Origin of the sequence: Paenibacillus sp. NRS-1781, assembly GCF_050467745.1 — a bacterium.
Lineage (GTDB): Bacteria > Bacillota > Bacilli > Paenibacillales > Paenibacillaceae > Paenibacillus > Paenibacillus terrae_A.
On record NZ_JBITPI010000013.1, the window covers coordinates 1 to 12,869 of the forward strand.

The window sequence follows — 12,869 nt, forward strand, 5'->3', positions numbered from 1 at the left end:
GTATGTAGAAGATACATACGAATACGTTGGATTTCTATACACGCAGTAGCGTGGTAGCAGAAATCTGAACGGAAGAATTTACGATGTAAATTCATGTTTGGTGGCGATAGCGGAGGGGTTCCACACGTACCCATCCCGAACACGACCGTTAAGCCCTCCAGCGCCGATGGTACTTGGACCGCAGGGTCCTGGGAGAGTAGGACGTCGCCAAGCAAAAGTCAAAATAACCATGATCTCTTTTAGATTGTGGTTATTTTTTTGTGTTTTTACTATAACATCTGTTCCTAAGGTTGACAGAGAACGAAGGCTTTGCGACACTCTAAGGGTGTGATCTTTTCGAGGAAGTCCAAGTATACGAGCGAGGTGACGAAGTTATGGAAATCAGACAATTACAACGTGAGGAATTTGAAGCTGCTATAGAGTTATCTCAGTATGCTTTTCAGTTTACATTATCCCCCGAGGATCTAGAGAAATCGAAGAAGAAATTCAAACCAGAACAAACATGGGGGATATTTGGTGGAAATGAATTGAACGCGAAGCTGACTGTGCTACCGTTACAGGTATACATACAAGGTCAGGTTTTTGACATGGGGGGTATTGCTGGTGTGGCAACATGGCCGGAAAAGCGACGCGGTGGTCTGGTTTCACGCCTTTTAACGCATGTGCTTGAAGAGATGAAGGTCGCGGGACAGAGCCTTTCTTTTCTACACCCTTTTTCCTTTGCCTTCTACCGTAAATTTGGGTGGGAAACGTATATAGAATACAAAAAGTATATTATTCCGATTGATAAATTTCCTGCCAAGCTTAAAACCGAAGGTACGGTCAAACGGGATGTGAAAGATATTTCTGAGCTGGACCATGTGTATCAAGCATATGCTTCGCGTTATAATGGTACGCTGGTACGAGATAAGGAATGGTGGCAAGAGCGGACATTAAATAAGAACTACCGGACCGCAGTGTATTACTCTGAAGCAGGAAATCCTCAGGGATATGCACTCTACAAAATTGAAGATAAGCAGCTGAATTGCGACGAACTGGTATATCTTAATGAGACGGCACGGCGGGCGTTGTGGACGTATTTTGCAAATCATGATTCGATGGTAACCCAGGGTAAATTCATTTACATTCCGGCCGATGACAATCTGCCATTTCTGCTAGATGATCCACGAATTCAGCAGGAAACAGTGCCTTATTTTATGGGCCGTATTGTTGATGCAGCTGCTTTTGTGGAGAAATATCCTTTTGAGGCCATTGGAGAGGAAACACGTTTGACCTTACATCTGACAGACCATTATGCTCCATGGAATGAAGGAATATGGACATTAACGGTCAACGCGGAAGGGCAAGGACATTTGGACAGAGTGGATTCAAGCAGTTCTTCTGAGGACGGCATAGAAGCTGACTTGAGTGTGGGAATCCAGTCGCTGACCACCCTGATGCTTGGCTATCAGCGGCCTGATGATCTGCATAAGTGGAGTCGTATTACAGGGCGCGGTGAGTCTGTGTCTGCATTAGAACGTGTAATACCGGTAAAACAAACACTCCTGCTGGATTTTTTCTAATTGGTAATGCTCTTAAATGTTCTTGAGCCTTCATTTTTTAGGAAGTCTGTCTTAAATACCTTGCATGAGGTGTGGATGATTTTAACGACATTTTTTCAGAACTCTTTCCGTAAAGGGAAGAGTTTTTCTTGTATTGTATAAAACATAATTAGATTGCGGAAAATGATATTGACCCCTTGGCAAAAATATATTTTGTGCTATAATGTGAATATAGTCAAAGAAAGTCAAAGTCAATGGAGCCTATCACGCTTCTTTTGATTGGTGTGAATACGCTGAGTTTTTAGCCGTATGCAATACATTGACCCTAACACAGCATGCAAAGACAGACCTGATTTGTAGATAAACGTCACTGTAATCTCATGAGCATGAGGGTAGGTGTATGATTTATTACGAATAAAGGTCACACTAGAAACTAAACGGGTGTTTTTAAGTGAGGTAGGAGGGCTAATTGGCCTCAATACTGGCTTAGATTCGTGACTTTACCGTTTGGTTAAGTTCAATATACGGCGGACTCTGTGGAGCGTGAAATGTACTGAATATTTGCGTTTCCGTTAGTGGAGGATGATGAAATGCGCAATGTTTCCGATATTATTGAACAATATTTGAAGAGCATATTGCTGGAAAGTCCCAAAGGTTTAGTGGAAATTCAGCGCAATGATTTGGCTGACCGCTTTTCCTGCGTGCCGTCGCAAATTAATTATGTAATCAGTACCCGTTTTACGCTGGAAAAAGGCTATGTGGTGGAAAGCAAACGCGGTGGTGGGGGTTACATTCGCATTCAGCGAATTCAACTGCCTGCTCAACATGCGATTCATACACATCTCCATCAAAGCATTGGAGAGGAAATTAGCCAATCGGCAGCGGAAGGGCTGATTTATCAGCTGGAAGAAGCACAATTTTTAAGTAAAAGGGAAGCTAGTTTAATGAAGGCTGCTTTATCAAGGGACACATTATTGCTGAAACTTCCCTATCGTGACCAGCTACGGGCAAGGTTGCTTAAGGCTATGCTAATTTCGTTGCTGGTGGCCAGATAGCGTGTGATTTAAGATTTAGATGTAGGGATTTGTAAAAATCCCGACGCTGAAGGAGGTGCTTTTATGCTGTGCCAAGAATGTAATATACGGCTGGCAACTTTGCATTTCACCAAAATTGTGAATGGCGAAAAGACAGAGTTTCATATTTGTGAGACGTGTGCGAAGGAAAAAGGGGAGATGATCCCTGGTACACCTAACGGCTTTTCAATTCATAGCTTGTTGTCGGGTATGCTGGATTTTGAATCCAGCACAAAGAGCCAGTCGCCAGGCCATAGCGGTCCGCAAAATCTGCAATGCAAGGATTGCGGTATGACTTATGCACAGTTCAGTAAGCTGGGGCGCTTTGGGTGTCCGTCGTGCTACCAATATTTTGATAGCCGCCTTGACCCTTTGTTCAAGCGTGTGCATGGCAGTACGAGCCATGTGGGCAAGGTTCCGGTTCGCACCGGAGGCCGATTGAAGGTTAAACGGCAAATTGATGATCTGAAAAAAGAGATGCAACAGCATATTGTACAGGAAGAATTCGAGTCTGCCGCTGAGCTTAGGGATCAAATCAGAAAGCTTGAAAAAGAAATAACTGAAGAGTAAAGTTTGTGAAGAGTAGGAGGGAATGCGTAATGCCCAATATCCGATTTACGGAAAAGCCGCTAAGTGATTGGATGCGTGGTGAAGCTGCGGATTCGGAGATTGTCATTAGCAGCCGGGTGAGAATTGCGCGTAACTTGCAGCATCTGCCTTTTCCGATACTTGCTACCAACCAGCAGTCGGAAGAAGCACTTCAACGCTTGACGGATATCCTTCAGTATGATGATTTAGGCCGCTTTGGTACCTTTCATACCCTGAAAATATCCGAGTTGGATGAGATCGACAAGCAGGTACTGGTTGAGAAGCATTTGATTAGCCCTAATTTGGCGAACGAATCTCGTAACGGCGCTGTTTTGATTAGCGATGATGAATCGGTTAGTGTTATGATAAACGAGGAGGATCATCTGCGTATCCAGTGCTTATATCCGGGATGTCAGGTTAGAGAAGCTTGGGAACGTGCTACGGTTATTGATGATGCATTTGAGGCGCATGTCGATTATGCATTTGATGATCGTAGAGGCTTTCTGACCAGTTGTCCGACAAATGTTGGCACAGGGATGAGAGCTTCGGTGATGATGCATCTGCCCGCATTGGTTATGACTCATCAGATTAATCGAATTTTATCCGCTGTATCACAGGTAGGTCTTACCGTTCGCGGTATTTATGGTGAAGGAAGCGAAGCGGTCGGCAATCTGTTTCAGGTATCCAATCAGATTACACTGGGACAGACCGAAGCGGAAATTATCGAAAATCTGCATGGCGTTGTACTGCAAATTATAGAGCATGAACGTTCCGCCAGGGAACGACTGATGGATGAGTCCATACTGCGGATTACAGATCGGGTGATGCGTTCATTCGGTATTTTGTCATATGCAGCGGTACTTGAATCCAAGGAGGCCGCACAGCGGTTGTCTGATGTACGTCTTGGCGTGGACTTGGGGATTTTGGAGCGTCCATCCACCTCAGCGATGAATGAGCTGAATGTGATGACGCAACCCGGATTTCTGCAAAAAAGCTTTGGTGATAAAATGAACACCGATGAGCGCGATATGTACCGGGCGAAGCTGATCCGGCAAAAATTAGGCACAACCCTTTAATATATAGAATGATCTGAAATACACACTGTGGAGGTGCAGGATATATGATGTTTGGAAGATTTACGGAACGCGCACAAAAAGTGCTTGCCTTGGCTCAGGAAGAAGCTGTTCGATTGGGACACAACAACATTGGCACAGAGCACATTTTGCTTGGCCTCATTCGTGAAGGTGAAGGAATTGCAGCGAAAGCCTTGGTTGGTTTAGGACTGGGACTGGAAAAAATTCAGGATGAAGTGGAAACGCTGATTGGACGCGGTCAAGAACAACCGACGAACATTGCCTATACTCCACGCGCCAAAAAGGTCATCGAGCTGTCTATGGATGAAGCTCGTAAGCTGGGCCATACCTATGTAGGTACGGAGCATATTTTGCTTGGTCTTATACGTGAAGGGGAAGGTGTAGCAGCCCGTGTACTGAATAACCTGGGTATCAGCCTGAATAAAGCTCGTCAGCAAGTCCTTCAATTGCTCGGCAGCAGTGAGGCTGTTTCCAGCCATCATGGTGCTCCAGCTAATGTCAGCACACCAACGCTGGACAGCTTGGCACGTGATTTGACGGCATCTGCGAAGGAAAACAACCTGGACCCTGTCATTGGGCGCAGTAAGGAAATTGAACGTGTAATTCAGGTGCTCAGCCGCCGTACAAAGAACAATCCGGTGCTGATCGGTGAGCCAGGAGTAGGTAAAACAGCAATTGCCGAAGGATTGGCGCAAAAAATTATTGCCAATGAGATTCCCGAAACGTTGCGCGACAAGCGCGTAATGACACTCGATATGGGCTCTGTGGTAGCAGGCACTAAATATCGTGGTGAATTTGAGGATCGTTTGAAAAAGATTATGGACGAGATTCGTCAAGCAGGAAACATCGTATTGTTCATTGATGAGCTGCATACGCTGATTGGTGCTGGTGGAGCTGAAGGTGCCATTGATGCCTCCAACATTTTAAAGCCTGCTTTGGCACGTGGCGAGCTGCAATGCATCGGTGCGACAACACTGGACGAATACCGCAAATATATTGAGAAGGATGCTGCTTTGGAACGTCGCTTCCAGCCGATTACGGTAGATCAGCCTTCTCCAGAAGAAGCTATTCAAATCTTGTATGGCCTGCGTGATCGTTATGAAGCGCATCACCGCGTGAAAATTACGGATGAAGCCATTGAAGCGGCAGTAAAATTGTCAGATCGTTATATCACCGACCGCTTCCTGCCGGATAAAGCAATTGACCTTATTGATGAAGCAGGTTCCAAGGTAAGGCTGAATTCCTATACGGTACCGCCAAACCTGAAACAGCTGGAAAACCGTCTGGAAGATATCCGTAAGGAAAAGGATTCGGCAGTACAAAGCCAAGAGTTCGAAAAGGCGGCTGCATTGCGTGATACAGAGCAGAAAATTCGTGAAGAGTTGGATGTTACGAAAAACCAATGGAAAGAGCAACAGGGACGTACAGATTCCGAAGTAACACCAGAGGATATTGCTCAGGTCGTTGCGATCTGGACAGGTGTTCCGGTTAGCAAGCTGAAAGAGGAAGAAACGCATCGCTTGTTGAACATGGAAGAATTGCTGCATGAGCGGGTCATTGGGCAGGATGAAGCAGTTAAGGCAGTTAGCCGCGCTATTCGTCGGGCACGTGCCGGACTGAAAGATCCGAAACGTCCAATCGGCTCCTTTATTTTCCTCGGTCCAACCGGGGTTGGTAAAACTGAGCTGGCACGCGCGTTGGCTGAATCCATGTTCGGAGATGAAAATGCGGTTATCCGAATCGATATGTCCGAATACATGGAGAAGCATTCCACGTCCCGTCTGGTAGGAGCGCCTCCAGGATATGTTGGATATGAAGAAGGCGGCCAATTGACTGAGAAGGTACGTCGTAAACCTTACTCCGTCGTACTGCTGGATGAGATTGAAAAAGCACATCCAGAAGTGTTCAACATTCTTCTCCAAGTGCTGGAAGACGGACGTCTGACGGATTCCAAAGGTCGTGTTGTCGATTTCCGCAACACACTCATCATCCTTACATCCAATGTGGGTGCACAGGCGATCAAACGTAACTCCACGCTCGGTTTTACAGCTGTTGTGGACGCTGGAGCGGATTATGATAACATGAAGGGCAAAGTGATGGATGAACTGAAGAAAAGCTTCCGTCCCGAGTTCTTGAACCGGATTGATGAAATTATCGTTTTCCATTCTCTCGAAGAAAAACACATTGCCGAAATCGTGTCCCTCATGTCCGAAGAGCTGCGTAAGCGTCTGAATGAGTATGGGGTGGACTTTGAATTGACAGACAAGGCTAAGGCATTCCTTGCGAAGGAAGGCTTTGATCCGGCGTATGGTGCGCGTCCATTGCGTCGTGCAATCCAGAAGCATATCGAGGACCGTCTGTCCGAGGAGTTGCTGTCGGGTAATATCACTAAAGGTGATTCTCTCTTTATTGATGAGGAGAACGGTGCATTGAGCGTTACGAAAAAGGATAACGTATCCGCGAAGTCATGAGCAGGCCATAAAAGTTAACGATAATCATCGGCTTTTGCCCAAAAAAGACAGAGGTATGCTAGGTTAACACAATAAAAGAGGTCCGAAAGGGTGTCACGCAGGCTGAAAAGCTATGGCGAGGGCACCCTTTTTGTGTATAAGTACTGTGGAGAGGTCGGATAAGAGCTTTGGAAAAGTTTGTGATACCGCTTTACGTCCGCCAAGCTTCAATGGTAAACTTTTATTGTTACAGCTCTTTCCGAGCTGTGTGAAGATAATCCGACATTGATCGTTGTCAAATAAGGAGCCAAGGAGCAAAGTATGGCTAAAGTGAAAACTAAATTTTCCTGTACGGAGTGCGGTTATGAATCGCCCAAATGGTATGGAAAATGTCCCGGATGCCAGGCATGGAATTCCATGGTGGAGGAAACGGAAAGCGTTGTAAAAACTCAAGGAATGGGTTCTTCCCTTCTTACTCATAGCACAAAAGATAAACCGCTCCCTATTATCGAGGTGGAGAGTGGCAAAGAAGCGCGAATTTTGACGGGTATTGGCGAATTGAATCGCGTGCTCGGGGGAGGCGTGGTGCCAGGTTCACTGGTTCTGGTGGGCGGTGATCCAGGGATTGGAAAATCTACGCTTATGCTACAGACATCGAATGAGCTGGCCTTAACCGGTTTAAAGGTGCTGTATGTGTCAGGTGAGGAATCAGTCCGTCAGACGAAGCTGCGTGCAGACCGTCTAGGTGCCTTGTCTCCCAACCTATACGTATTATGTGAGACGAATTTGGAGACGATTGAAGAAGCGGTGGACAGCTTGAAACCGGAGTTTCTGGTGATTGACTCTATCCAGACTGTATATTTACCTGAGGTAACGAGTGCGCCGGGGAGTGTAGCACAGGTGCGGGAGTGTACTTCACGTTTTATGCGGATTGCCAAGGGATTAGGTATTGCAACGGTGCTGGTAGGACATGTGACCAAGGAAGGGGCCATTGCAGGCCCGCGTCTGTTGGAACATATGGTCGATTGCGTGCTTTATTTTGAAGGAGAGCGTCACCATACGTATCGGCTATTGCGTGCAGTTAAAAACCGCTTTGGTTCTACGAATGAAATTGGTATTTTTGAAATGGCTGAAAGCGGCTTGCGTGAGGTGTCGAATCCTTCGGAGCTGTTTCTGTCCGAACGACCGCTGGGGGTGGCTGGTTCGACTGTTGTCGCCAGTATGGAAGGAACACGACCTGTATTGGTTGAGCTACAGGCGCTGATTGCGACCACGCATTTTCCTTCTCCACGCCGAATGGGTACAGGGGTTGACCATCATCGAATGGGATTGATTATAGCCGTGTTGGAAAAGCGGATGGGCATGTTTTTGCAAAATCAGGATGCGTATCTAAATGTGGCCGGAGGCGTAAAGCTGGATGAACCAGCGGTGGACCTGGCAATTGCGGTGAGTATTGCTTCCAGTTTTCGAGATGCGCCTACCAAGCCGTACGATGTGATTTTTGGCGAGGTGGGGCTGACGGGTGAGGTGCGTGCTGTATCCAGAGCGGAGCAGCGTGTGCGGGAAGCGGAGAAGTTGGGTTTTAAACGGGTGATTATGCCGGAGAAGAGTCTGAAGGGCTGGACGCATCCGAAAGGGATACAAATTGTAGGAGTAGGAACGGTGGCAGATGCATTGGCAGCCGCATTAGATTAGGGGGCAATGAGAATGAAAGAAGCGAGCCAACTGGATAAAATGAATGATTTGCTGCGGCTTGTGGCACCGGGAACTCCCTTTCGCGACGGACTGGAAAACGTGTTGCGCGCCAAAACGGGCGCTCTTCTGGTCGTTGGCTATAGCCCGGAGGTAATGGAGGTCGTGGACGGCGGCTTCTCGATTAACTGTGATTTTTCGCCGAACTATTTGTATGAACTGGCTAAGATGGACGGCGCAATCATACTGAGTGAGGATCTGAAACGGATATTATACGCAAATACGCAACTGATTCCCGACTCTTCCATCTCATCAATTGAAACGGGAATTCGGCACCGGACAGCGGAGCGGGTTGCCAAGCAAACTGGCAAGTTGGTCGTGTCCATTTCTCAGCGGCGTAATATTATTACGTTATACCAGGGAACGTTGCGATATGCGCTCAAGGAAATCGGGGTTATTTTAACGAAAGCTAATCAGGCCATTCAGACGCTGGAAAAGTATAGATCCGTGTTGGGGCAAGCCTCAACGAATTTGACGGCATCTGAATTTGAAGAGTTGGTGACTATGCCCGAGGTCGTAAATGTGATCCAACGGATTGAAATGGTGTTGCGCATCAAAATGGAAATCAAACGATTTATCAACGAGCTTGGGAATGAGGGCCGTTTGATTAGCATGCAGATGGATGAGCTTGTCAGTAATATTGAGGAAGAGGCTTGGCTGCTGTATAAGGATTATGCCAAAGACGATAGCGATGAGAAAATCCGTGGAATTATTTTGGGGCTCAAGCGTTCCACGGACGACGAGCTACTGGATGTGAATCATATTGTGCGTTTGCTGGGTTACCCGTCTTCGGCTGCGACATCAGAAGAATATATCGTGGCGCGCGGCTATCGGGTGCTGAACAAAATACCGCGTCTACCGAATGTAATTATTCATAATCTGGTGGAGCGGTTTGGACGGTTTCCGCATGTCATGACAGCGACGATTGAAGAACTGGATGAAGTGGATGGCATTGGAGAAGTCCGTGCACGTACCATTAAAGAGGGACTCAAACGATTGCAGGAACAGGTTTTCATTGACAGACAGATGTAAATGTAATACAGTGAAAGGATTATAATGGAACAATTCATATATTGAGGTGAAGAGATGATTACCAAGTCAATTCCGAACATGTTTACCTTGGGTAACTTGTTTCTCGGAATGATCGCCATTTTATTGGCCGTAGATGGAAAATACAGTCTTGCCGCTATTATGGTTATTGTCGCCATGCTGTTGGACGGACTGGATGGACGAGTGGCCCGGGCGTTGAATGCCCAGAGCGAATTCGGTAAAGAACTGGACTCCTTATCAGATATGATATCTTTTGGTGTAGCTCCCGCAGTTATTATGTACATGGTTGCTTTTCATGATGCTAACTCGGCTTTGGCCTGGACGGTTACGGCTATTTTTCCGATGTGCGGAGCGTTACGTTTGGCTCGTTTTAATGTACGTCCCGGTGTACCGGGTTATTTTACAGGCTTGCCGATTCCGGCAGCAGGTGGTGTGTTAGCCACTTTGTCCTTATTCCATAACGATATTTCCCTGTTATACATGTCGATTGCAATGTTGCTCGTCTCTTATTTGATGGTCAGCTCAATGAAATATCCGAACTTAAAAAAAGTGGGTCTTCCAAAGAAAGCGATCTGGATCGCTCCATGGGTTGTGGTTGTTGCCGTTGTACTGGCGGTTAAATTCCCGGATCAATTATCGAAGCTGATTTTCGTACCGTTGGTGCTGTATGCTTTGTATGGCATGAAACTTAATATCCGTAAGCTGTCACGTAGACGTGGGCGCGGTCGGGGACGCTCCACTCAGGAAGAACAGGATGATCAATATCGTCATTCACAGCATTAGTATTAAGCGAAAAAACAATTAAGCATTTATTTCCTTGGATCATTCAGGGAAATAAATGCTTTTTTTATGCATAAAAATCAAATACATAGGGTTAGTCGGGTGAAAATTGGATCATACTGGTAAGGAAAGTGGTGTATATCCAATAAATACAGGGTATATGAACAGAAAACAAAGGAGGTATAGAGACTCGATGTGGAGAAAGGCTATTTTAACTTTTACAGGTTTGTGCGGAGCGTGGTTCGGCTATACGTTATACCATCGGGTAGGAGGTATCGTATCATGGTTGCCCGATTGGTTGAGTGATGGTTCTTTAATGGGAATGGCTGTTTGGATGGTTGCGGGAGCTGTGTTGTTTATGGCTGGATGCTCACTTGCCGGAACAGCTGTGGCCAATCGATTACAACAGGGAATCGAAGGTTTGGTACGGATTCCGATGAACGAGATGATGGCAGGTGCGATTGGATTAGCGGTGGGCTTGATCCTTTCCTTAGCGGTTTACCCGCTCTTGTCATGGCTGGGGGCACCAGGTCAACTGATTCAAACGGCCGTTACCATCGTATGCGGATATGTGGGATTGATGGTCGGACTGGAAAAGCGGGACGAGCTGTCCTCATTTTGGAGTTCGGGTTTTTTTGGTCGAGGTACGGGCGTGGAAGAACGCAAGCTGGAGGAACATAAAATTTTGGACACCAGTGTTATTATAGACGGGCGTATTGCGGATATTTGCAAGACTGGTTTTATCGAAGGAACGATTGTTATTCCCGAATTTGTGCTGGAGGAGCTTCAGCATATTGCAGATTCGTCGGATTTGCTCAAGCGTAACCGCGGGCGGCGAGGTCTGGATATTTTGAATAAAATCCAAAAAGAGTTGGATGTAAATGTATTGATTTACGAAGGCGATTTTGAGGAGATTTCAGAGGTCGACAGCAAATTGGTCAAGCTGGCAAAGGTGCTACAGGGTAAGGTGGTAACGAACGATTTTAACCTGAATAAGGTGTGTGAGCTTCAAGGTGTATCGGTACTGAATATTAATGACCTGGCAAATGCAGTGAAGCCTGTAGTGCTGCCCGGTGAGGAAATTATGGTGCAGATTATCAAAGATGGTAAGGAGCATGGGCAAGGTGTGGCCTATCTGGATGATGGTACAATGATCGTTGTGGAAGGCGGTCGTGACTACATCGGTTCTCTGATGGAGGTGTTGGTTACGAGTGTACTTCAGACCTCTGCGGGCCGTATGATTTTTGCCAAACCGAAATTATTGGAAAAAGCTCAATAAACGCGGTATGATGAAGTAGATGTGTAATCATACGGATCGTCCAAGTGCGATCAAGGCAGGAGTCATTTCAATGAACAATCGGGTAGGAGTCGTCATTGTGGCGGCTGGGCGCGGCTCCCGTATGGGAACGCCGGAAAGCAAGCAGTTTTTGCTTTTGCGGGACAAGCCCATCTTCATACATACACTTGAGATATTCGCAGCCATGCCCGAAGTGAATGAAATGGTGATGGTGACGGGGGCAGAGGATGTCGAGCGCTGTCAAGAATGGATTCGTCAATACCGAATCGGCAAGGACGTGCAGGTGGTGGCTGGAGGCCGTGAACGTCAGCATTCCGTATATCGCGGTCTTAGGCATCTGCAAGCAGATTGGGTGATGGTGCATGATGGTGTGCGCCCACTCATTCAGCCTGAGCTTGTACGTTCATGTCTGGAAACAGCTATGCGTACCGGTGCTTCTGTAGCGGCGGTGCCTGTAAAGGATACAGTCAAGCAAGTGAACGGGGATGGTATCATTACAGCAACGCCGGATCGCCGAAGTCTGTGGAGCATTCAAACGCCACAGACTTTTCGTCTTTCCGATCTGCTGCGAGCTTACGAGGAAGCGGAGCAGGCAGGAGTTTTGGGGACAGACGATTCGATGCTGGTGGAGCGATTAGGTATTCCAGTCACTGTCGTTCAGGGCAGCTATAAAAATATCAAAATTACCACGCCTGAGGACCTGGATATGGCGGAGTTATGGGTAGATACAGAGGGAGAGGATATCAGATGATCAGAGTGGGACAAGGGTTTGACGTTCATCAGTTGGTGGAAGGAAGGCCGTGCATTATCGGAGGCGTAAATATTCCTTATGAAAAGGGATTACTGGGTCATTCCGATGCTGACGTGCTGTTGCATGCGGTTAGCGACGCCATTCTGGGCGCGCTCGGTCTGGGTGACATCGGGAAGCACTTTCCGGATAACGATCCGGAATTCAAGGATGCCGACAGTCTCAAGCTGCTGGAGCATGTATGGAGTTTGGCCAAAGAGCGGGGATACCGCTTGGGGAATATTGATTCTACGATTATTGCGCAAAAGCCCAAAATGGCATCTTATATCCCGCAGATGAATGAAGTTATCGCTCGTGCGCTGGAAGCAGAGGAACCTTCCCAAGTGAACGTCAAGGCAACTACGACGGAGCAGCTTGGCTTTGCCGGGCGGGGTGAAGGAATCGCGGCTCAATCGGTTGTCTGTCTTGTAAAGGGTATGCTATCATCTTGAGAACT

Annotated in this window: 11 protein-coding genes and 1 rRNA gene; all 12 read left to right on the forward strand. The window is 46.9% G+C overall.

The window, feature by feature from the left end; all coding sequences use genetic code 11:
- Positions 1-96: 96 nt before the first annotated feature.
- The 12 genes from rrf (at position 97) to ispF (ending at position 12,864) form a co-directional block, all read left to right on the forward strand.
- Positions 97-213, forward strand: a 5S ribosomal RNA gene (gene rrf, locus ACIFO6_RS04250).
- A gap of 161 nt (positions 214-374) precedes the next feature.
- Positions 375-1,562, forward strand: a complete 1,188-nt coding sequence (locus ACIFO6_RS04255) for a GNAT family N-acetyltransferase (RefSeq protein ID WP_430038491.1) — start codon at positions 375-377, stop codon at positions 1,560-1,562.
- A 569-nt stretch (positions 1,563-2,131) separates the two neighbouring features.
- A complete protein-coding gene (locus tag ACIFO6_RS04260; protein ID WP_430038492.1) occupies positions 2,132-2,596 on the forward strand; it encodes a CtsR family transcriptional regulator in 465 nt (154 codons plus the stop codon).
- Positions 2,597-2,659: 63 nt separating this feature from the next.
- Positions 2,660-3,184 (forward strand): UvrB/UvrC motif-containing protein, encoded by a 525-nt coding sequence (locus ACIFO6_RS04265; RefSeq protein WP_430038494.1) that lies wholly within the window; start codon positions 2,660-2,662, stop codon positions 3,182-3,184.
- 29 nt (positions 3,185-3,213) lie between these two features.
- A complete protein-coding gene (locus ACIFO6_RS04270; protein ID WP_430038496.1) occupies positions 3,214-4,278 on the forward strand; it encodes a protein arginine kinase in 1,065 nt (354 codons plus the stop codon).
- A 44-nt stretch (positions 4,279-4,322) separates the two neighbouring features.
- Complete coding sequence (clpC, locus tag ACIFO6_RS04275) at positions 4,323-6,767, forward strand: ATP-dependent protease ATP-binding subunit ClpC (protein ID WP_430038498.1); 2,445 nt, start codon at positions 4,323-4,325, stop codon at positions 6,765-6,767.
- 300 nt (positions 6,768-7,067) lie between these two features.
- Complete coding sequence (radA, locus tag ACIFO6_RS04280; RefSeq protein WP_134912279.1) at positions 7,068-8,441, forward strand: DNA repair protein RadA; 1,374 nt, start codon at positions 7,068-7,070, stop codon at positions 8,439-8,441.
- A 12-nt stretch (positions 8,442-8,453) separates the two neighbouring features.
- The gene (gene disA, locus ACIFO6_RS04285) at positions 8,454-9,530 is read left to right on the forward strand and encodes a DNA integrity scanning diadenylate cyclase DisA (RefSeq protein ID WP_014278336.1); all 1,077 of its coding nucleotides are present in this window, start codon (positions 8,454-8,456) and stop codon (positions 9,528-9,530) included.
- Positions 9,531-9,584: 54 nt separating this feature from the next.
- Positions 9,585-10,331 carry a CDP-diacylglycerol--serine O-phosphatidyltransferase gene (gene pssA / locus ACIFO6_RS04290; protein ID WP_430038500.1) on the forward strand — a complete coding sequence of 249 codons (747 nt, stop codon included), beginning with the start codon at positions 9,585-9,587 and terminating at the stop codon, positions 10,329-10,331.
- Between the two features lie 190 nt (positions 10,332-10,521).
- Positions 10,522-11,607, forward strand: coding sequence for a PIN/TRAM domain-containing protein (locus ACIFO6_RS04295; protein ID WP_430038502.1), 1,086 nt, complete (start codon positions 10,522-10,524; stop codon positions 11,605-11,607).
- Positions 11,608-11,677: 70 nt separating this feature from the next.
- Positions 11,678-12,376 (forward strand): 2-C-methyl-D-erythritol 4-phosphate cytidylyltransferase, encoded by a 699-nt coding sequence (gene ispD, locus ACIFO6_RS04300; protein WP_430038565.1) that lies wholly within the window; start codon positions 11,678-11,680, stop codon positions 12,374-12,376.
- Complete coding sequence (gene ispF, locus ACIFO6_RS04305; protein WP_430038504.1) at positions 12,373-12,864, forward strand: 2-C-methyl-D-erythritol 2,4-cyclodiphosphate synthase; 492 nt, start codon at positions 12,373-12,375, stop codon at positions 12,862-12,864. The genes ispD and ispF overlap by 4 nt, the downstream gene beginning before the upstream one ends.
- The last annotated feature ends 5 nt before the right edge of the window (positions 12,865-12,869 follow it).

Excerpts from the sequence above, each read along its gene's own strand:
- ACIFO6_RS04255 (WP_430038491.1), top strand. The coding sequence starts at position 375 with ATGGAAATCAGACAATTACAACGTGAGGAATTTGAAGCTGCTATAGAG.
- ACIFO6_RS04260 (WP_430038492.1), top strand. The coding sequence starts at position 2,132 with ATGCGCAATGTTTCCGATATTATTGAACAATATTTGAAGAGCATATTG.
- ACIFO6_RS04265 (WP_430038494.1), top strand. The coding sequence starts at position 2,660 with ATGCTGTGCCAAGAATGTAATATACGGCTGGCAACTTTGCATTTCACC.
- ACIFO6_RS04270 (WP_430038496.1), top strand. The coding sequence starts at position 3,214 with ATGCCCAATATCCGATTTACGGAAAAGCCGCTAAGTGATTGGATGCGT.
- clpC (WP_430038498.1), top strand. The coding sequence starts at position 4,323 with ATGATGTTTGGAAGATTTACGGAACGCGCACAAAAAGTGCTTGCCTTG.
- radA (WP_134912279.1), top strand. The coding sequence starts at position 7,068 with ATGGCTAAAGTGAAAACTAAATTTTCCTGTACGGAGTGCGGTTATGAA.
- disA (WP_014278336.1), top strand. The coding sequence starts at position 8,454 with ATGAAAGAAGCGAGCCAACTGGATAAAATGAATGATTTGCTGCGGCTT.
- pssA (WP_430038500.1), top strand. The coding sequence starts at position 9,585 with ATGATTACCAAGTCAATTCCGAACATGTTTACCTTGGGTAACTTGTTT.
- ACIFO6_RS04295 (WP_430038502.1), top strand. The coding sequence starts at position 10,522 with ATGTGGAGAAAGGCTATTTTAACTTTTACAGGTTTGTGCGGAGCGTGG.
- ispD (WP_430038565.1), top strand. The coding sequence starts at position 11,678 with ATGAACAATCGGGTAGGAGTCGTCATTGTGGCGGCTGGGCGCGGCTCC.
- ispF (WP_430038504.1), top strand. The coding sequence starts at position 12,373 with ATGATCAGAGTGGGACAAGGGTTTGACGTTCATCAGTTGGTGGAAGGA.